Below are 19727 nucleotides of genomic sequence, written 5' to 3' on the forward strand. Positions count from 1 at the left end.
GGTTCGGTCACCGGCTTCGCGGCTCCCGTACCACCACGACGTCTCCCGCCGCGATGGACACCTTGCCGTCCTTGGTGGGCCCGCCCGTCAACAGATCGGTGGCCTCGGCCGAGACCTCGACCTCCGCATCCCGCCCCCCATGGTTGATCAGGAAGAGGTAGTCCGCGTCCTCGCCCCTGCGCAGCACCGCCTCCACCCCCTCCGGCGTCTCGCGTACCGGCGCCACGCCCGCCTCGGTGCGGATGCGGTCCAGCAGGCCCGTGAGCGTCGTCGGGTCCGGGTGGGTGGCCAGGTACCAGGCCACGCCCTCGCCGTAGGTGTGCCGGGTCACGGCGGGGACGCCGGCCAAGGGGCCCTCGGCGTACGACGTCACGGCGTCCGCGCCGGCCAGGCGCACCCGCTCCGACCACAGGGACGCCGTGCCGCCGCCGTCGAGGGCCACCGTCTTGTCGGGCAGCAGCGGGAAGAGTTCGTCCGTGCTGACGCCGAGTGCCTCGCGGAAGGCGCCCGGGTAACCGCCCAGGCGGACATGGCAGTTGGTGTCCACGGCCCCGCTGTGGAAGCCGACGACCAGGGTGCCGCCGCCCGACGCGAAGCCGGTCAGGTTCGCCGCGCCCTCGTCGTCGACCAGGTAGAGGGCGGGGGCGAGGACGAGGCGGTAGCGCGACAGGTCCGCCGACGGGTGGACGAAGTCCACGGCCACGCCGGAGCGCCACAGCGGCTCGTACCAGGCGCGGACCAGGTCGAGGTAGCGCACCGACTCGCTGGGCTGGGAGGGGAGTTCCAGTGCCCAGCGGGCGTTCCAGTCCCAGACGACGGCGACCGAGGCGGGGCTGGTGCTGCCCCGCACCTGCGCCAGCGCCTTCAGGTCCGCGCCCAGCGCCACCACGTCCCGCCAGATCTGGCTGTCGGTGCCGGCGTGCGGGAGCATCGCCGAGTGCCACTGTTCGGCGCCCGCCTTCGCGGCCCGCCACTGGAAGTAGGCGATGCCGTCGGCACCTCGGGCGACGTGCCCCAGGGCGTTCCGGCGCAACTCACCGGGATTCTTGGCCCGGTTGACGGGCTGCCAGTTCACCGCGCCCGTCGAGTGCTCCATCAGCAGCCACGGGCCGCCCGCCAGCGAACGGACCAGGTCGCCGCTGAGCGCGATGTCGATCTCCGACTCGGGGTCGGTGGAACGCAGGTAGTGGTCGTTGGAGACGACGTCCAGCTCCGGTGCCCAGCGCCAGTAGTCCAGCGCGTCGAAGTTGTACATCACCATGAAGTTGGTGGTGGCAGGCACCGAGGGGGCGGCCTCCCGCAGCACCTCCCGCTCCGCCTTGTACAGCGACAGCAGTGCGTCGCTGCAGAAGCGGCGCCAGTCCAGCTGGTGGGTCGGGTTGGGCACGGCACCGGTGGCGCGGGGCGGGATGATCTCGTCCCAGTCGTAGTACCACTGGCTCCAGAAGGCCGTACCCCAGGCGTGGTTCAGGGCTTCCAGATCGCCGTACCGCGACCGCAGCCACACCCGGAAGGCTTCCGCGCTCGCGTCGCAGTAGCACTCCGCGTTGTGGCAGCCGTACTCGTTGTGGATGTGCCACATCACGACCGCCGGGTGGTCGGCGTACCGCTCCCCGAGCACCCGGGCGATCCGCAGGGCCGCCTCCCGGTAGGCGGGGCTCGACGGGCAGAACGTCTGGCGGCTGCCGTACGACAGTCTCCTGCCGTCCCTGTCGACCGGCAGCGCCTGCGGGTGCTTGCGGAAGAACCAGGCCGGCGGGGCCGCCGTCGGTGTCGCCAGGTCGGCGGCGATGCCGTTCTCGTGCAGCAGGGCGAGGATCTTGTCGAGGCGCGCGAAGTCGTACTCGCCCTCGCGGGGTTCCAGGAGCGCCCACGCGAAGATGTTGACGCTGACCATGTTCACGCCCGCCTCGCGCATGAGGCGTACGTCCTCGGCCCAGACCTCCTCGGGCCACTGCTCGGGGTTGTAGTCGCCGCCGTAGGCGATGCCCTCCGGGATCATCGGGCGTCTCCCGAGAGCAGTCGCCGGGTCGTCTCCACGCCCCACTGGTCCAGCGACAGCAGGCGGTCGCTCGACGCCATCAGGCCGCCCGTCGCCTCCACGTGGGCCGCCCAGCGCTCGCGGGTCTCCACGGCCGGGCGGGCCATCAGGCAGTCGGGGTCGTTGACCCAGAGCCGGCCGTGCTGCCACTGGCGGCCGACGCCGGTGAACTCGGCCGGGTCCTGGCCGGGCTGGCTGTAGTCGTCGGCCTCGGGGCGTCGGTGCGGGGCCGTGTCGGGGCTGACCCGCATCGCGTCGAACAGGCCGATGGAGGGCAGGACGGGCGCGCCGCAGCCGAGCAGGTAGGCGTCCTCGCCGATGGCCTCGCGGATCAGCTCGATCCCGGAGCGGTACGCCGTGAGCGCGTCCGCGGAGGAATGCCGTACGCCTTCCAGCGCCCCCGCGTACAGGAAGTCGACCTTGAAGTAGTCGTAGCCCTCGGACACCAGGGTCCTGAAGACCGACGAAAGATACTCCGCCGCTTCGAGGTGGGTCGTGTCCAGGACGCACAGGTCGTGGCCCCAGTTGCGGCCGGCGTGCAGGAAGCCTCCGTCGAGATCCTCGACCAGCCAGTCGGGGTGCTCGGCGGCCAGGTCACTGGCCGGGTCGACGAGGAAGGGGGCCGTCCAGATGCCGGCGCGGCGGCCCCGGGCCCGGATCGCGTCGGCGATGCCCGCGCGGGAGCGGAAGCGGCCGGAGAGGGTGAGCCAGTCGCCGAGGGCCTTCTGGTAGCCGTCGTCGATCTGGACGACGTCGATGGGCAGGTCGAGGGTGTCCATCGCACGCAGGTTCTCGTGGATGTCGTCCTCGGTGACGCTGGTGAAGTACTCGTACCAGGAGCACCAGACGGTGGGCGCCGGGCGAGGGGCCTCGACCCCGAGCCCGGCGGCCCACTCGGCCAGCGCCGACTGGATGTCCGTACCCGTGAACTCCTTCACCGGGCCGTCGGCGGAGACCTCCGCCACGGAGCCTTCGGCGACCAGGCGGATCGACGGGACCTCGTGCAGCGGGTCCGTCGCCGCCCACAGCCGTACCGGCGATCCGTCGCCCGGGTCGAGCGCCAGCAGCCCTTCGCCCTGGAAGGCGCCTTCGGGAACGGCGACACCCGGGCGGTAGCAGACCGTCGCCCAGTTGTCGTTCGTCGGGCGGTACGGCTTGTCGCCGAGGGCGTAGGCGCCGCTGGGGCTCCAGGACTGCCAGCCCTCCTCGTGGACGCGGGCCTTTCGGGGGTCCACGGGCACGGAGGCGAGCGGGGTGAAGGGGTGGGGCACGGTGGTTCTCTCTCAGGTGAGGGCGGTCAGCCCTTGTTGGCGCCGAGGGTCAGTCCGCTGACGAACTGGCGCTGGAGCACGAAGTACACGATCAGGGTGGGAATCGCGGTGAGCAGGGCGCCGGCGGCGACCAGGTTGGGGTCGGTGAAGTACTGGCCGGAGAGGTTGTTGAGAGCCGAGGTGATGGGCATGTTCTCGCCGGTGGAGATCAGCACGATGGCCCAGAAGAAGTCGTTGTAGATCCAGATGGACAGCAACGTGCCCAGGGCGGCCATCGCGGGCTTGCACAGCGGCAGCACGATCTGCCAGTACATCCGCCACACGGAGGCGCCGTCGACCAGGGCGGCCTCGGTGAGCTCGTGGGGCAGCATGCGCATGTAGTTGGACAGGACGAAGGCGCAGAACCCGGACTGGAACGCCACGTGGATCAGGACCAGGCCGAGCGCGGAGTCGTACAGCTTGCCGCTCATGGTGATGCCGGGCAGGTCGATGAGCAGGTACATGCGGTACAGCGGCGTGATGATGACCTGCTGCGGCAGCAGGTTGCCGGCGGTGAAGACCAGCAGCAGGAAGATGTTCAGGCGGAAGTCGAAGCGGGAGACGTAGAACGCGACCATCGACGACAACAGCAGGGTGACCAGCACCGCCGGGACCGCGATGAGCAGCGTGTTCCCGAAGTAGTGGAGCATGTCGGACTGCTCGAAGGCGTTTTTGAAGTTGTCGAAGTTCAGCTTGTCCGGCCAGGAGACATAGCCCTTGGTGCTGGTCTCGCTGTAGGGGCGCAGGGCCGCGAAGACCGCCCACAGCAGCGGGGCGAGCCAGGCCAGCGAGGTGCCGACCAGGAAGACGTGGAGCAGGATCCGGGCCGGACGCAGGGGGGTGCGCTGCTTGGCGCCGAGCGCGACGGTGGGGGTGCTCATGCGCTGCGCTCCTTGCGGAAGGTCGAGATCAGATACGGGATGATCACGACGAGGGAGATGACCAGCAGGACCACCGCGATCGCCGAGCCGTATCCGATCCGGCTGGACTCGCCGATGATGTTGTTGGTGATCAGGATCGACAGCAGCTCGGTGCCCTGGGCGCCCTTGTTGAAGACGAAGACCAGGTCGAAGGCGCGCAGCGCCTCGATGATGGTGACGACCAGGACGACGGTGTTGGTCGGGCGCAGGGTCGGGAAGATGACGTTCTTGAACGTCTGCCACTCGTTCGCGCCGTCCAGCGAGGACGCTTCCCTGAGAGAGGGATCGACGCCCTTGAGGCCGGCCAGGTAGAGGATCATCATGTAGCCGGTGTGCCGCCAGGACGCGGCGATCAGCACTGCCCACAGGTTGAGGTGCGGGTCGCCGATCCAGTCGATGTAGTGGCCGGGTTTGTTGGCCCCGATCAGGCTGTTGATCAGGCCGGTGTCCGGGTTGTAGACCAGCTGCCACACGAAGCCGGTCACGGCCAGCGAGACCACGACCGGCAGGAAGAACGCCGTCTGGTAGACCCGGGAGAAACGGATCTTCTTGTCCAGCTGGACGGCCAGGAACAGGCCGAACGGCGTCGGGATCAGGATGAGCACGACGAACCAGATGACGTTGTGCTGGACGGCGGGCCAGAACTGCGGGTTGTCGCTGAACAGCTGCTGGAAGTTGTCCAGCCCGACCCACTTGATGGAGTCGAAGCCGATGCCGTCCCAGCTGGTGAAGGCCAGCGCGATCGACGCGAGGGCGGTGACCCAGACCAGGGCCACGTGCAGGACCGTGGGCACGCCGGCCATGAAGCCGAGCGTGATGCGGTCACGGCGGGTCAGCAGGCGCTTGTGCCCCCGCGGGACCCGCTTGTTGACAGGGGCAGGGCCCGAAGGCGGCACGGCGGCCGCCTCCGGGCTCTTCATGTTCGTGTCGGTAGTCATTTAGCCGCTCAGCTCAGGAGGACGCGAAGATCGTCTTCTTCTGGCGTTCGATCGAGGACAGCAGACTGTCGACGCCCTTGGGGTTCTGCAGGAACTTCTGCAGCGAGGGCTGCATGACCGTCGAGGTGAAGTCGGGACGGGAGTCACGGTCCATGAACTGGGTCAGGCTCTTGGCGCCGGTGATCATCTCGTACGCCTTCTTCTGCAGCGGCGTGTACGAGGAGGTGTCGGCCTTGTTGGAGGCGGCCACCACACTGGTGTCGGACTTGAGGTAGATCTGCTCGGCCTCCGGCGTGCCCAGGTACTGCATGAGCTTGGTGACGCCCGCCTTGTTCTTCGGCGACTTGCTCACCATGAAGCCGTCGGCCGGCGCCTCGACGGTGTCCTGCCCGTACGCGGAGTTGATCTCCGGGAAGGCGAAGAAGTCGAGGTCGTCCAGGTCGGCCTTGTTGGTGAACTGCTGCGCCACGAAGGTGCCCAGCACGTACATGCCGGCCTTCTTGGCCACCAGGGTCTGCGCCGCGTCCTGCCAGGTGCGGCCCATGAAGCCGTCCTGGTGGTAGGGCAGTATCTCGGCCCAGTGGTCGAAGACGGTCTTGACCTTGGGGTCGGTCCAGGAGGCCTTGCCCGCCATCAGGTCGACGTGGAAGTCGTAGCCGTTGGTGCGGAAGTTGAGCTGGTCGAAGGTGCCCATCGCCGGCCAGGCGTCCTTGTCGCCGAACGCGATCGGGACCAGGTTGTCCTTCTTCATCTGCTTGCACAGGGCGATGAAGGCGTCCCACGTGGTGGGGACCTCGTAGCCGTACTGCTTGAAGACGCTCTTGCGGTAGAAGATCGCCCACGGGTAGGTGACCAGCGGCACGAAGTAGTACTTGCCGTCCGCGCCCTTGGACAGCTTCTTCATCGCGTCGGGGAAGTTGTCGCCGATCTTCTCCCACACGTCGTCGATCGGGGAGGCGAGGCCCTTGGCCGCGAAGAACTGCATGCGGTACCCGGCGAACCAGTTGAACACGTCGTCGGGCGTGCCCTGGAGGTAGGAGTTGATCTGCTCCTGGAAGGTGTTGTGGTCCTTCGTGTTGACCTTGACCGAGAGCCCCGACTGCTTCGTGAACGCCGTGTAGATCTCCCCGTACGCCTTCTTCGGCACGGCGTCCGACTGGTTCGACCCCAGCGTGACGGTCTTGGAGTCCGACGAGCTGTCGCTGCTGCCACAGGCGGACAGCAGGGGTATGCCGGCCCCGAGCAGGGCGGCGCCGCCCATGCCCTTGAGCAGACCGCGGCGGCTGGGCGAGGGGAGGGAAGACGAGAGGTCACGCATGTACGGCTCCTGAAGGCAGGGGTTCGATCATGGAGGGTTTGGAGACCGGTCGTAATCGACCAGAAATCAACTTGACCGAACACGGTGGCGCAATGACAGCGTTATGTCAGGTCATGCGTCAATAGCTATCGGCCCGATTTGTCGAAACGTGACCGACATCCCTGCCTATCGGTGACACAGGAGCCCCGTCGGCGACGGGTTCAGTCGTAGGCGGCGAAGGCCTTCGAGAAGGCGAACGGGTCCTGGACGATCGAGCTGCAGGTCGCGTCGGCGGAGGGCTTCGCACCGCCGGGGCACTGCTTGTCCCGGGTGGCGGACCACATCGACAGCCCGCCCACCCCCTTCGCCTTGGCGAAGGTCACGAGCTGGGAGGCGTCGTCGACCTTGAAGATCTCCGAGGCCACGTCGTTGACCCCGATCATCGGGGTGACGGCGACCGCGTTCCAGGCCGCGCTGTCGGACAGCCCGAGCACGCCCTTGACCTGCGCCTGGGTGGCGGTGGCGGCCTGCTCGGCGTAGGTGCCCATGTCTCCGCTGTACGCGGGCCCGTAGTCCATCGCCATGATGTTGACGGTGTCGATCTTCACGCCGTTGGACTTGGCGTTCGCGAGCAGGTCCACGCCGTCCTGGGTGAGGCCCTCGGGCATGACCGGGAGGGTGTAGGAGACATCCAGTCCGGGGTGCCCCGACTGGAGCTTCGCGATCGCCTGCGCCCGCCGGGTGTTCGCGGCCGTGTTCGGCAGCGCCCCGCCCTCCACGTCGAAGTCGACCTTGGTGAGGCCGTACGCGTCCACGGCCTTCCCGTACGCAGCCGCCAGCGCGTCCGCCGAGGAGCAGGTCGTGGCCAGCTCGGAGCCGGAGGCGCCGCCGAAGGAGACCCGGACGTCCCCGCCCTTCGCCCGCAGTGCGCCGATCTGCTGGGCCACGGCGTCGCTCGCCAGGTCGGTGACGCCGCCCCACTTGGGGGTGCAGCCGCCACCGTCGGTGACGAAGGCGAGGTTGTAGTTCTTGACGCCGGTGGACGCGGCGCTCGCGAGGAGGTCGAAGGCGGGGTAGAGGGAGGTGTCGACGTAGGGGGCGAAGCCGGTGCTTACCGAGGGGGAAGCGGTGGAGGTGGGCGTGGGCGTGGAGGGAGACGTGGGTGTGGGGGTAGGGGTGCCGTTGTCGTCGGTGGCGCAGTCGGCGTCGTCCATGCGACAGCCTGTGGGATCGCCCGAGCCGTTGACCACGAACCCGACCGTGACCGACTCACCGGCGGCCAGACCGTCGGTGTCCCACCGGGGCGGCTTCACGGTGACGTGCCGCCCGCTCACACCGGACTCCCCGTTCCACAGGGAACCGAGCGTGGATCCGCTCGGCAGGTCGAACTCCAGCTTCCAGTCCTTGTCCGCCGCACCGCTGTTGTTGGTGACGACGTACTGCGCGGTGTAACCCGTCGACCAGTCACTGGTTTTGGTGTACGCGACACCGACCCCGGCCGCCTGGGCGGTACCGGTGACGAGGACCGCGCCACCCCCGACCACGGCGGCGGCCACCGCCCCGCCGATCAGCTTGTTCCTGCCACTCACCTTGCGCCGATGCATGCTCATGCCGCGGCACGCTAGCGAGCCGGAATCGGGCAAATAACCTGATCAGGACGGGGATTGAGGATCTTAGGGCGCCCTTAAGGAAGGGATCGGGGTCGGTTAAAGGTCGAGACCAATCTGCCCGTTCGGCGCCGGCGCACCCGGTGTCCCCGGCGCACCGGTTCGCGTCCGTCCAGCTGGATCCAGATCCGCACCTCGGTACCGCCCAGCACCGACGACCCGATCCGTACGTCCCCGCCGGTCGACTCGGCGAGCCGCCGCACGATGTCCAGCCCGAGCCCGGTCGACCCGGCGCTGCCCGAACCCCGCCCGCGCGCCATCGCGGCCTCGGGGTCGCGGATGCCGGGCCCCGCGTCGGAGACGAGCACGATCACCGCGTCCTCGCCGTTGTGCACGTCGACCGCGAAGGCGGTGCCCTCCGGGGTGTGCCGGAAGACGTTGCCGAGCAGGGCGTCCAGCGCGGCGGCGAGATCCGCCCGGGCCACGGGTATGCGCACCGGCCGCTCGGTGCCGGCCACCCGCCACTTGCGGCCCTCGTCCTCGGCGAGCGCGGACCAGAACCCCATCCGCTCCCGGACCACTTCGGCCGCGTCGCACCCGGCGCCGGGCCCGGCGGCCGCCGTCTGCGGCTTGGCCTCCCGGGCGGTACGGATGATGGTGTCGACCTCGCGCTCCAGCTGCGCGACCGCGGCCCGGGTCTGCTCCGCGGCGGGCCCGTCCCCGAGCGAGGCCGCGTTGAGCCGCAGCACGGTCAGCGGGGTGCGCAGCCGGTGGGACAGATCGGCGGCCAGCTCGCGTTCGTTCGCCAGCAGTTGTACGACCTGGTCGGCCATGGAGTTGAACGCGACCGCCGCCAGCCGCAGTTCGGTCGGCCCCTCCTCCGGCACCCTCGACCCCAGCTTCCCCTCCCCCAGTTCATGGGCGCCCTCGACGAGTTTCTGAGCGGGCTGCACCATCCGGACGCCGAGCCGGTCGGCGACCGCGACCGAGCCGACGACGAGCGCGACACCGACGCCCGCGAGCACCGCCCAGGCGGTCGCGACGCCGTTGCTCACCTCGGACTCGGGGACGTACACCTCGACGACGGCTATCTCGCCGGAGCTGAGCGCGACCGGCTGGAGCAGGGTGGAGCCGCCGGGCACCTCGGTGGTGGAGGCGCGGCCCAGTTTCCGTACGGTCGCGATGTCGGCGGCGGCGGCCCGCCGGTGTCCGAGGTCGACGGCCTTCTGACCGCTCTTCCGGTCACCGTCGGCCGGTATGTGGACGGCCATCCCGGAGTCCGAGCCCGCGGAGGCGACGACCCGCTCCAGCTGGTCGCGGTCGGTGGTGATGGACAGCGCCGGGGCGACGGCGGCGGCCTGCCGCTCGGCGTTGGAGAACGCGCGGTCCCGGGCCATCTCCCGGATGACCAGACCGAGCGGGATGGCGAAGGCGACCACGACCATGGTGGTGACCGCCAGGCAGACCTTGACCAGAGCCCATCTCACAGCGGCAGCCCCCCGCCCGGTGGTTCCAGCTTCACGCCGACGCCCCGCAGGGTGTGCAGATAGCGGGGCTGCGCGGCCGTCTCCCCCAACTTGCGCCTGAGCCACGACAGATGGACGTCGATCGTCTGGTCGTCGCCGTAGGACTGCTGCCAGACCTCCGCGAGGAGTTCCTTGCGGGGCACGACCACCCCGGGCCGGGCGGCAAGGAAGGCGAGCAGGTCGAACTCGCGGCGGGTGAGGTCGAGTCGGACGCCGTCCAGCTCGGCCTGGCGGCGCAGCGGGTCGACGCTCAGGCCGCCGACGCGCAGCACGGTCTCCGGCGGTCCGTCACCACCGGCAGCACGGGACCGTCGCAGGACGGCGGCCATGCGGGCGGAGAGGTGCTCGACCGAGAAGGGCTTGGTGAGGTAGTCGTCCGCCCCGGCGTTCAGCAGTCGGACGATCTCCGTCTCGTCGTCCCGCGCGGTGGCGATGATGACCGGGACGTCGGTGATCCCGCGCAGCATCTTCAAGGCCTCGGACCCGTCCAGATCGGGCAGTCCGAGGTCCAGGACGACCACGTCGAAACGGAAATGGGCGACCTCGCGCAGCGCCTCCAGTGCCGTGCCGACACTGCGCACGGTGTGTGACGCGTCGGTCAGGTGCCGGATGAGCGCCGAGCGAACGAACTGGTCGTCCTCGACCACGAGCACACTTGCCATGCGCCGCACCGTACGCCATGCGGGGGACCCCTTTCGGCGCCTGTGGACAACTCAGTCCGGGTGCGCTCTGTGAGGTGCCTGAGGCAGTATGGCCCGCGATGCGCAGAGGACTCGTACTCGTACTGGCTTGGACGCTCGCCACGGGCGCGGCGGTCACGCTGTCGTGGTGGGGCGTCCACACGGTCATGGCGGGCACGGCCTACGATCCGCCGCGCGCCCTGCCCATCACAGCGGCCGAGGCGACGACACAGGAGTCGAAGCCGCTGGCCTCACCGAGCCCGGCGAAGCGGCCGGCCCCGTCGAAGAGCCCGTCACCGGCGCCGAGTGCCACGTCCGCGAGGCCGACGCCCTCGAAGAGCCCAACTCCCACGGCTTCCGGTCAGGTCAGGAGTTACGACACCGACGGCGGCCGCGCGGTCTTCGACCTCGGCGAGAAGTCGGCGTCCCTGGTGTCCGCGACGCCGGGCACGGGCTGGTCGATGCAGGTATGGAAGACGGAGTCGTGGATCCGGGTGGAGTTCACCTCGGGCACGGACCGGGTGTCGGTGTTCTGCACCTGGCACGACGGGCCGCCGCGGGTGGAGATCGGTACGTACTGAGTCACCTGGTCATCTGAAGACGGAGGCCGGCGGGGCGGGTGAGGCCACCGCTCCGGCGTCCGTCACGGCCGCGGCGCCTCCGGTGAAGTCGAGGAGCGCCTTGCCGTGTTCGACGCGGCCCGGGTGCGGGTCGGAGGCGGCGCGGCGGGTCAGTTCCGCGAGCGGCAAGGGGGTGTCGGAGGCGACCAGGACGGCGTTGCCGAAGCGTTTGCCGCGCAGGACCGTCGGGTCGGCCACCAGGGCGAGTTCGGGGAAGCGGGCGGCGGCGGTGGCGATCTGGCCGCGGAGATGGGCGAGCGGCGGTCCGTCGGCGAGGTTGGCGGCGTAGTAACCGCCCGGCTTGAGGGTCCGGCGGACCTCGTCGAGGAACTCGGTGGAGGTGAGATGCGCCGGGGTCCTGGCTCCGCTGAACACATCGGCGATCACGAGGTCGGCCCACCCGTCGGGGACTTTGGCGAGGCCCTCGCGCGCGTCGACGGACCGCACCCGTATCCGCGCGTTCTGCTCCAACGGGAGCTTTCGCCGGACCAGTTGGACCAGAGCTGCATCCCGCTCGACGACCTGCTGGGTGGAGCGGGGGCGGGTGGCGGCGAGATACCGGGCGAGGGTGAAGGCGCCTCCGCCGAGGTGCACGGCGTGCACGGGCTTGCCGGGGGGAGCGACGAGGTCGATGACGTGGCCGAGTCGGCGCTGGTACTCGAAGGAGAGGTAAGTCGGGTCGTCCAGGTCGACGTGGGACTGCGGGGCACCGTCGATGAGCAGCGTCCACGCGTGTGTGCGCTCGCGGTCGGGGATGAGCTCGGCGAGGCCGCCGTCCACGGGTTCTACGACGGCTTCGGCGGACCTTCTGGACTTTCCCACTCCACCATTATCCGCAGCAACGGATGGTCACGCGTCCGCGGGCCGGTGGGGCACCTCGGGCCGGCGAACTCACTGGCAATTGTCCGCGGCCTCGATCAGTCTCGCCGCCTCGCCCAGTGCCGCCCGCAGCACCGCCGGGTCCGTCGCCAGGTCGGCGTCTCCCGGTGGCAGCAGCCAGTCCGATCCCGCCACCGGCGGCTCCGGAGCCAGCCGCATACCCCGGCCGTCCGTCTCCGTGCACGTACTTCCCGGCAGGTCCCAAGCTGCCGCGGTCCCCGGTGGCACCAGGAAGCCCAACGTCTGGCCACCGTCGTCGTGCAGCACCGGCCCGACCCCGTCCCCCACCCCCCGCCGCAGGATGTCGACGGCCTCCAGGCCGTGTCGCGTCGGCACCGTGACCACGTCACAGGACACCGGCGTACAAGGATCGACGCTCTGGCTGATCTCCATCGCGGCCTCCATCAAGGAACCCTCGTCCGACTCCGAGGATTTCAACGCACGCCCGCGTCAACGGCTACGGCAGAAGTCCGCCGCAAAGGATGGCAGTTCATGGCAGATCCCGGATGAGATATCCGGTTTGTAGCCAAACCCCGCATGGCGACCCGGACACAGCAGGTACGTTCTTGCCCGCCGGAAACAGGGCGTCACACTGACAAACCAGTCAACTCGCCCGCCTCCGGCATGGTTCGACGGTTCGCACGAGAGGACCCGGCCATGGCGTCGTCAATGGTGACCTCGTCCCAGTCCCCCACCCCACCGCAGCCGAACCTCGCGTTCCGGCGCCTGCGCGGACAGCGCTCGCCGGCCGAGTTCGCCGCGGCGGTTCGGCGGGCCGCGCGCGAGATCGGCGAGCGGGTCAGCTGCGACGCACGCTATGTGGGCCGCGTCGAGGCGGGCGAGATCCGCTGCCCCAACTACGCGTACGAACGGGTGTTCCTGCACATGTTCCCCGGCCGCACGCTCACCGACCTGGGCTTCGCGCCCCGCGCCTCCGTACGCGGACGCCGGGCGCGTCCGGCGAGTGAGACAGAGGGGACGTACGAGCCGTATGACACGCAAGACACGCAAGACACTGACGAGACGTACGACAACTACGAGGAGAGCGACGTGCTGCGTCGCGCATTCATGACCGGCGGGGGCGCCACGGTGGCCGCCGCCTCACTGGGCCCCCTCGGGCTCGCCGTCGACGCCACGGCCGCCGGACGGCCGGTCCGCCGCGCCGGGACGGGCGAGGCGGGCGCCCTGGAAGAGGCCGTGCGCAGGATCCGGTTGCTCGACGACCGGCACGGCGCGGACGGTCTGTACCGGCGCGCGGCGGCTCCTCTGCGCGCCGCCTACGCGCTGCTGGACGCCGGCGCGACCCGGCAGACGACCGCGGACCGGCTGCACTCGGGCGCGGGCGAACTCGCCATCTCGGTGGGCTGGCTGGCGCACGACTCGGGACGCTTCGACGACGCCCGCTCGCACTACGCGGAGGCGCTCGCGACGGCCCGGGTGACCGGTGACGACGCCCTGGAGGCGCACGCCTTCTGCAACACGGCCTTCCTCGCGCGCGACGCCGGACGGCCGCGCGAGGCGGTGCGGGCGGCGCAGGCCGCGCAGCGGGTGGCCCGGCCTCTGGGCTCGCCCCGGCTGATGTCGCTGCTCGCGCTGCGCGAGGCGGGCGGCTGGGCGGGACTCGCCGACCGCACGGGGTGCGAGCAGGCTCTCGCCCGCGCGCAGGCCTTCTTCGAACGAGGACTCTCGGACGCCGACCCCGAGTGGATGAGCTTCTACGGTGAGGCCGAGCTGGAGGGTCTGGAGGCGCAGTGCTGGTCGACGCTGGGCGACTGGCGCCGGGCCGCCCGGCACGCGGGCCGGGCGGCGGATCTCCAAGACCCGCACTTCACCCGCAACATCGCGCTGTACACCGCCGAACTGGCCGACGACCTGGCCCGCGGCGGCCACCCCGACGAGAGCGCGGCGGCGGGGCTGCGGGTCCTGGACCTGCTGGGCGAGGTCCAGTCGTCCCGGATCCAGACGATGCTGGCGGGAACGGCGAGGGTGCTGCTGCCTCACCGGCGCGCTTCGGGGGTGTCGGCCTTTCTGGAACGCCATGCATCGACGCCGAGGACGGCGTGAGCGGGTGGTTGTTCGGCTGCGGGTCCGTCGTGGCCGGCACTCGACTACGAACCCAGATGCCCCAAGTCGTTCCAGCTCTCGATCGCCGGCTCGCCATAAGCCCAGCCCAGCACCGAAAGGGACGTCGGATTCAGCCGCACCCGCGCCGCGAAGTCGATCGGCAACCCCAGCCACCGCGCTCCGATGGACCGCAGAATGTGCCCGTGGGCGAACACCAGCACATCCCGGTCGGCAGAACGCGCCCAGGCGACGACCTCGTCCGCGCGCGAGGTGACCTCCGCCAGGGACTCCCCCTGCGGCACCCCGTCCCGCCAGATCAGCCACCCCGGCCGGACGGCCTGGATCTCCTCCGGGGTCATGCCCTCGTACGCGCCGTAGTCCCACTCCATGAGCGTGTCCCAGGTGGCCGCCCGCTCCGCGAACCCGGCGAGTTCACAGGTCTCCCGCGCGCGTGCCAGCGGGCTCGTGCGTATCTCCGCCCCGTGAAGACCGTCGTGGGGAGCCCGGTGCAGCCGCTCGCCGAGCAGCTTGGCGCCCCGCCGTCCCTCCTCCAGGAGCGGCACGTCGGTCCTGCCGGTGTGCTTGCCGGACAGCGACCACTCGGTCTGTCCGTGCCGGGCCAGCAGGATGCGCGGAGCCATGAAGAGACCTTTCCGGGGGAAAGCGGAGGCGGAACCCCTCCATCATCGCGCACGCTGTGCAGGGGCAACCCGACGGGCGATCTCAGCGTCTTTGAGGGCCGAAGGCGCTGCGTGGGGGCACTCCACATGGGCCCGCACATACGCCGTAAAGTGGCACGACCGGACAAGGACCGCCGGACGCCGCGCGAAACGAAGGGGGACAGGATCGGATGCCGCTGACCGAGACACCAGGCACCGAGGCAGTCCCGGACACGCGGTTGCGCTGGTGGACCGAGCTGCCCCTGATCCTGTTGGTGTACGCCTGCTACAGCGCCGGCCGGCTCCTCGCCAGGGGCGATGTCACGGGCGCCGTCGACCACGGCCTGGCGATCCTCAAGGTCGAGAAGTTCCTCTACCTCAACGCCGAGCATCCGCTCAACCGGCTGTTCACCAGCCAGACCTGGATCGGCGTACCGGCCGACTTCTGGTACGCGTCGCTGCACTACCTGGTCACGCCGGCCGTCCTGGTCTGGCTCTTCCGGTCCCGCGCCCTGCACTACCGCGCGGCCCGCACCTGGCTGATGACGTCCACCTTCATGGGTCTGATCGGCTTCACCCTGCTGCCGACCTGCCCGCCCCGCCTCCTGTCCGCGAGCCACGGCTTCGTCGACACGATGGCCCAGTACAGCTCGTACGGCTGGTGGGGCGGCGAGGCGAGCGCCCCGCGGGGTATGGGCGGCATGACGAACCAGTACGCGGCCATGCCGAGCCTGCATGTCGGCTGGGCCCTGTGGTGCGGAGTGATGCTGTGGCGCTACGGCAGGACGCGTACGACGAAGGTCGCGGCCGTCGCCTACCCGCTGATCACCACGATCGTGGTCATGGGCACCGCGAACCACTACTTCCTCGACGCGGTCGCGGGCGCGGCCGTGATGGGCGCCGGGTTCCTGCTCGCCCCGTACGTCTCACGGGCCGCGGAGCGGGCCACGGCGGGTATCCGGGCCCGGATAGCTCCTGTCACCGCCGTCTCGCGGGACGCAGAGCCCTCAATTGTCAGTGACGGATGCCAGACTTCCGCGGGTGAGCACATTCCACGGCAGCGCGAGTCACTCTTCGGAAGCGGAGCCGAGCCGAGTACCTCTCCCGCGGACGCGGGGGACGGCGCTCCGGCAGCGGCTCGCTGAGCTGCGCGGGCCCGAGGTACCGGCCAAGGCACTGGACGCGCGCGCCCTCGCGGCCCTCGCCGCGAACCCCGGGTGCAAGCGGCGCGCGATCCTCGACGGCGCCGGGGTGGACAAGACGGCGGTGGCGAGCGCGCTGGGTGCGCCGTCCGCCTTCGGGCAGTCGCAGTTCGCCCTGACGCGGGGCAACGCCTTCGAGGCGAAGGTCAAGGCGGACGGCGGCGCGGAGCTGCTGCGGCTGGTGCACGAGCGGCTGGACCGCACCGCGCAGCCCCCTGTCGACGCCCAGGTCCCCGACCTCACCGCGATCGGCCCCGAGGGCCGTACCGCGCGGACGGCACTGGCCCTGCGCGAAGCCACAGAGGCAGCGGGCACCTGGACGCTGCTCGACCACCCGATGCTCGCGCTCGACGTCGCCGGCTCCCCCGCCTTCCTGGAGCCGGACGCGGTGGTCGTGCACCCGGACGGCAGCTGGACGGTCGTGGAGATCAAGTCCTTCCCGATGCTGGACGGTTCGGCGGACCCGTCGAAGGTGGGCGCGGCCGCCCGCCAGGCCGCGGTGTACGTCCTGGCGCTGGAGGCGGTCGCCGCCCGCCTGGAACCGGTTCCGAAGGTCCGCCACCGGGTCCTGCTGGTCTGCCCCAAGGACTTCTCCAACCTGCCCACCGCCTCGGCCGTCGACATCCGCAAGCAGCGCGCGGTCACCGCCCGCCAGTTGGCCCGTCTCACCCGCATCCAGGACATCGCCGACGCCCTTCCCGACGGCACCTGCTTCGCCCCCGACCAGCCCGCCGCCGAACTGACCGCCGCGGTGGAGTCGGTCCCGGCGACCTACGCCCCCGAGTGCCTGTCCGCGTGCGAACTGGCCTTCCACTGCCGGGACCGCTCCCGCGCGGCCGGCGCGGTGACCTCCCTGGGCCGCTCGGTGCGCGCGGAACTGGGCGGCCTGACGACGGTCGAGGGGGTCCTGGCCGCGGCACGCGGCGAGGCCGGCGATCCGGACGATCCGGCGGTGGCGGCCCTGCGCAGGGCGGCCGAACTCCGCGCGGAGGCGCTGGGGGTGACCGCATGTCGCTGATCGCCACCCTCGCCCGCCTCGAAGCCGTCAGCACCGGCCGTGCCCAGCCCGCCGCGACCGTCCTTCACCGGCACCTCTCCGACCGCCCCCTCGTCCTCGTCCCGCTCACCACCGCGGGCGAGGCCGGTGCCCCGCTGGGCGCGCTCGTGGGCACCGACCGGGACGCGCCGCACCTCCTGGTCGTACCGCAGCCGCGGGACCGGGACCTCAGGTTCGCGTTCCTGGCCGAGCTGGCGGACATCGTGCTGCCGTACGTCGACGGATACGCCGAATCGGTGGAGGCCGCCGAGCGCAATGAGACCGATCCGGAGACCGGCAAGCGGGTCAAGGTCGAGGTCGAGCTGTGCGCGGACGCCCCGCAGCTGATCCTGCCGAGCCGCGCGGGTGTCGATTTCGTACGGCTGCTGGGACGCTCCATGCGTTTCCGGCGTACGGCGGAGCAGGACCCGGAGACCCCGTATCCGGCCCCGCCCCGGGTGCCGTTGCTGGGCCGATGGCTGACCCACTTCGGGGAGCGGGCCCGGGTGCCCGGCTCCTCGCTGCTGCCGGCGATGACGGACGTACTGGGCCGGCACTGGTCCACCGGCCAGTCCACGCTGGAGGACCAGCACCTGGGCGCGCTGCTCGCGTGGATCGACCCGCCACCGGGCCGCTCGGGCGCCGACGCCGCGCTGGAGGCCGAGCTCGCCCGGGACGACGACGGCCAGCTGCTGCACCCGCCCGCGGGGCCCGCCACCGACCCGGCGTTCGACAACAAACTGCTCGCCCCGGCCCTCTTGCGCTACGACCGTGCGCGTACCGCCCTCGCCGCCGCCGAGGACGGCCTGGAGGCCGACGACCGGCTCGGCGCGCTCACCGCCGCCGAACAGGAGATCCGCGCCCTGGTCGCGAGTCGTACCCGCCCGACCTGGGACGCGGTGTGGCGGGGCATCGATCTGCTGCGGACGCTGCCCGAGGGGGCGCACGCCGAGGAGCGGTGGACGCGCGACCGCTGGTCGTTCACGAGCCACCGCGACCGGGTCGTGGCGGGCGAGCCCCCGCAGCCGCGCCGCGACGACGCGGTCACCGCCGCCAACAAGCTCGCCGCGCGCGAGCGCGAACAGGCCCGTCTGGAGGCGCAGGAAGCGCTCGACGACCCGCTGGTGATGGCCGGGCGGCGGCTGGCCGGAGAGGCGTTCGCCGGGGAGGTCACGGACGTCGTGATGACGTACAGCGAGGGCAAGCGGCCGAGCCCGCGCCCGCTGGTGACCGTACGGACCGACGACCGGCCGCATCTGGGCGAGCGGGCCAAGGTGTACCGCTCGCTGGGCGGGAAGCCGCAGTCGGCCGAGTTCGTGGGGTACGAGGAGGAGGGCGCCCTCGTCGTCCTCAAGATCCTCGACAAGATGGGCCGCGGCAAGGAGCCCGAGACCGGGTCCGTGCCCGAGAAGGGCGACCGGGTGTGCTTCACGCTCTTCGAGCACGAGCAGCGCGGCGGCGCGAAGCTGCCCGACCCGGAGGACACGCCGTGGACGCACGGCGGGCCGCCCGGTGAGGCCGTACAGGAGACCGCCGATCCCCTGACCCCGGAGGACGTCCTGTGACCACCCGCACCTTCGACCCCGGTGCCGAAGCCGCGCGGGCCACCGACGCGATCCTCCACGACACCCTGCACGGCACCCACCGCGGTGTCGTCGTCGACTCCCCGCCCGGCGCCGGCAAGTCCACCCTCGTCGTGCGTGCCGCGCTGGAACTGGCCGACGCGGGGCGCTCGCTGATGGTCGTGGCGCAGACGAACGCCCAGGTGGACGACCTGGTCCTGCGGCTCGCCGAGAAGAACCCCGAACTGCCGGTCGGGCGGCTGCACAGCAGTGACGCCGACCCGTACGACAAGGCGCTGGACGCGCTGGCGAACGTACGGAAGTCGGCGAAGGCGGGTGATCTGACCGGGCTGCCCGTGGTGATCTCCACGGCCGCCAAGTGGGGACATGTGAAGGTCGACGAGCCGTGGGCGCACGCGATCGTGGACGAGGCGTACCAGATGCGCTCGGACGCGCTGCTGGCGGTGGCGGGGCTGTTCGAGCGGGCGCTGTTCGTGGGCGACCCGGGGCAGCTGGACCCGTTCGCGATCGTGGGCAGCGAGCAGTGGGCGGGGCTGTCGTACGACCCCTCGGCCTCGGCGGTGACGACCCTGCTGGCCCACAACCCGGAGCTGCCCCAGCACCGCCTGCCGGTGTCCTGGCGGCTGCCCGCCTCGGCCGCGCCCCTGGTCTCGGACGCCTTCTACCCGTACACGCCCTTCCGCAGCGGCACGGGCCACGGCGACCGCCGGCTCACCTTCGGCGTCCCCTCGGACGGCTCGGGCCCCGACCGGGTGATCGACGCGGCGGCGGAGTCCGGCTGGGGCCTGCTGGAGCTGCCCGCTCGGCACACTCCGCGCACGGACCCCGAGGCGGTACGGGCCGTCGCGACCGTCGTACGGCGGCTGCTGGACCGGGGCGGGGCGGCCACGTCGGAACGCTCACCGGACCCTGCGCCGCTCACCGCCGACCGCATCGCCGTGGGCACGGCCCACCGCGACCAGGCGGCGGCGGTCCGCGCGGCGCTCGCCGACCTCGGCGTCATGGACGTCACCGTCGACACAGCGAACCGGCTCCAGGGCCGCGAGTACGACGTCACGGTCGTCCTCCACCCCCTCTCCGGCCGCCCCGACGCCACCGCCTTCCACCTGGAGACGGGTCGCCTGTGCGTCCTGGCCTCCCGGCACCGCCACGCGTGCGTCGTGGTGTGCCGCGCGGGCGTGAGCGAGCTCCTGGACGACTACCCGTCGACGGAACCGGTCCAGCTGGGGACCCTGGTGAAGTTTCCGGACGGCTGGGAGGCGAACCACGCCGTACTGGCACGGCTGGCGGAGCACCGGGTGGCCTGGCGGCCGTGAGCGGGAACATCGCGCGGGCCGTAGACCTTGGTACCGCCGCAGGCGCCCC

The 19727-nt window shown here is 71.1% G+C and carries 17 protein-coding genes; 6 read left to right on the forward strand and 11 right to left on the reverse strand.

Translation table 11 applies throughout. The features are described 5' to 3' along the window. Positions 1-7: 7 nt before the first annotated feature. From RNB18_RS31910 to RNB18_RS31945, 8 genes are all read right to left on the reverse strand, one after another. Positions 8-2002 (reverse strand): beta-galactosidase, encoded by a 1995-nt coding sequence (locus tag RNB18_RS31910; protein ID WP_311717589.1) that lies wholly within the window; start codon positions 2000-2002, stop codon positions 8-10. Continuing rightward, positions 1999-3312 carry a glycoside hydrolase family 36 protein gene (locus RNB18_RS31915; RefSeq protein ID WP_311717590.1) on the reverse strand — a complete coding sequence of 438 codons (1314 nt, stop codon included), beginning with the start codon at positions 3310-3312 and terminating at the stop codon, positions 1999-2001. Before RNB18_RS31915 ends, RNB18_RS31910 begins: the two co-directional genes overlap by 4 nt. A gap of 26 nt (positions 3313-3338) precedes the next feature. Next, complete coding sequence (locus RNB18_RS31920) at positions 3339-4232, reverse strand: carbohydrate ABC transporter permease (protein WP_311717591.1); 894 nt, start codon at positions 4230-4232, stop codon at positions 3339-3341. Next, complete coding sequence (locus RNB18_RS31925) at positions 4229-5209, reverse strand: carbohydrate ABC transporter permease (protein ID WP_311717592.1); 981 nt, start codon at positions 5207-5209, stop codon at positions 4229-4231. Before RNB18_RS31925 ends, RNB18_RS31920 begins: the two co-directional genes overlap by 4 nt. Positions 5210-5222: 13 nt before the next feature. After that, positions 5223-6527: an ABC transporter substrate-binding protein gene (locus RNB18_RS31930; protein WP_311717593.1), complete on the reverse strand. Its 1305-nt coding sequence runs from the start codon at positions 6525-6527 to the stop codon at positions 5223-5225. Between the two features lie 200 nt (positions 6528-6727). After that, complete coding sequence (locus RNB18_RS31935) at positions 6728-8116, reverse strand: glycoside hydrolase family 18 protein (protein WP_311717594.1); 1389 nt, start codon at positions 8114-8116, stop codon at positions 6728-6730. A gap of 74 nt (positions 8117-8190) precedes the next feature. Next, positions 8191-9600 carry a sensor histidine kinase gene (locus RNB18_RS31940; protein ID WP_311717595.1) on the reverse strand — a complete coding sequence of 470 codons (1410 nt, stop codon included), beginning with the start codon at positions 9598-9600 and terminating at the stop codon, positions 8191-8193. Beyond that, the gene (locus tag RNB18_RS31945) at positions 9597-10301 is read right to left on the reverse strand and encodes a response regulator transcription factor (RefSeq protein ID WP_311717596.1); all 705 of its coding nucleotides are present in this window, start codon (positions 10299-10301) and stop codon (positions 9597-9599) included. The genes RNB18_RS31940 and RNB18_RS31945 overlap by 4 nt, the downstream gene beginning before the upstream one ends. Positions 10302-10399: 98 nt before the next feature. Between RNB18_RS31945 and RNB18_RS31950 the strand changes: the two genes are divergently transcribed. Continuing rightward, on the forward strand, positions 10400-10900 hold the full coding sequence (locus RNB18_RS31950; protein ID WP_311717597.1) for a hypothetical protein: 501 nt from the start codon (positions 10400-10402) through the stop codon (positions 10898-10900). Positions 10901-10909: 9 nt separating this feature from the next. Here RNB18_RS31950 and RNB18_RS31955 read toward each other — a convergent pair whose 3' ends face one another. Next, the gene (locus RNB18_RS31955; protein ID WP_311717598.1) at positions 10910-11761 is read right to left on the reverse strand and encodes a spermidine synthase; all 852 of its coding nucleotides are present in this window, start codon (positions 11759-11761) and stop codon (positions 10910-10912) included. Positions 11762-11830: 69 nt separating this feature from the next. After that, positions 11831-12211: a hypothetical protein gene (locus RNB18_RS31960; protein WP_311717599.1), complete on the reverse strand. Its 381-nt coding sequence runs from the start codon at positions 12209-12211 to the stop codon at positions 11831-11833. A 264-nt stretch (positions 12212-12475) separates the two neighbouring features. Between RNB18_RS31960 and RNB18_RS31965 the strand changes: the two genes are divergently transcribed. After that, complete coding sequence (locus tag RNB18_RS31965; RefSeq protein WP_311717600.1) at positions 12476-13882, forward strand: tetratricopeptide repeat protein; 1407 nt, start codon at positions 12476-12478, stop codon at positions 13880-13882. A gap of 44 nt (positions 13883-13926) precedes the next feature. Here the strand turns inward: RNB18_RS31965 and RNB18_RS31970 are convergent, their stop codons facing one another. Continuing rightward, positions 13927-14523: a histidine phosphatase family protein gene (locus tag RNB18_RS31970; RefSeq protein WP_311717601.1), complete on the reverse strand. Its 597-nt coding sequence runs from the start codon at positions 14521-14523 to the stop codon at positions 13927-13929. 209 nt (positions 14524-14732) lie between these two features. Between RNB18_RS31970 and RNB18_RS31975 the strand changes: the two genes are divergently transcribed. The 4 genes from RNB18_RS31975 to RNB18_RS31990 are packed head-to-tail and all read left to right on the forward strand — an operon-like array spanning position 14733 to position 19678. Then, the gene (locus tag RNB18_RS31975) at positions 14733-15686 is read left to right on the forward strand and encodes a phosphatase PAP2 family protein (protein ID WP_311717602.1); all 954 of its coding nucleotides are present in this window, start codon (positions 14733-14735) and stop codon (positions 15684-15686) included. Next, positions 15583-16761 (forward strand): hypothetical protein, encoded by a 1179-nt coding sequence (locus tag RNB18_RS31980; protein WP_311717603.1) that lies wholly within the window; start codon positions 15583-15585, stop codon positions 16759-16761. The genes RNB18_RS31975 and RNB18_RS31980 overlap by 104 nt, the downstream gene beginning before the upstream one ends. Further along, positions 16752-18344: a hypothetical protein gene (locus RNB18_RS31985; protein ID WP_311717604.1), complete on the forward strand. Its 1593-nt coding sequence runs from the start codon at positions 16752-16754 to the stop codon at positions 18342-18344. Before RNB18_RS31980 ends, RNB18_RS31985 begins: the two co-directional genes overlap by 10 nt. Further along, positions 18341-19678 (forward strand): AAA domain-containing protein, encoded by a 1338-nt coding sequence (locus RNB18_RS31990; RefSeq protein WP_311717605.1) that lies wholly within the window; start codon positions 18341-18343, stop codon positions 19676-19678. The genes RNB18_RS31985 and RNB18_RS31990 overlap by 4 nt, the downstream gene beginning before the upstream one ends. Positions 19679-19727 lie beyond the last annotated feature (49 nt).

It is taken from the genome of Streptomyces doebereineriae (genome assembly GCF_031845645.1).
GTDB lineage: Bacteria > Actinomycetota > Actinomycetes > Streptomycetales > Streptomycetaceae > Streptomyces > Streptomyces canus.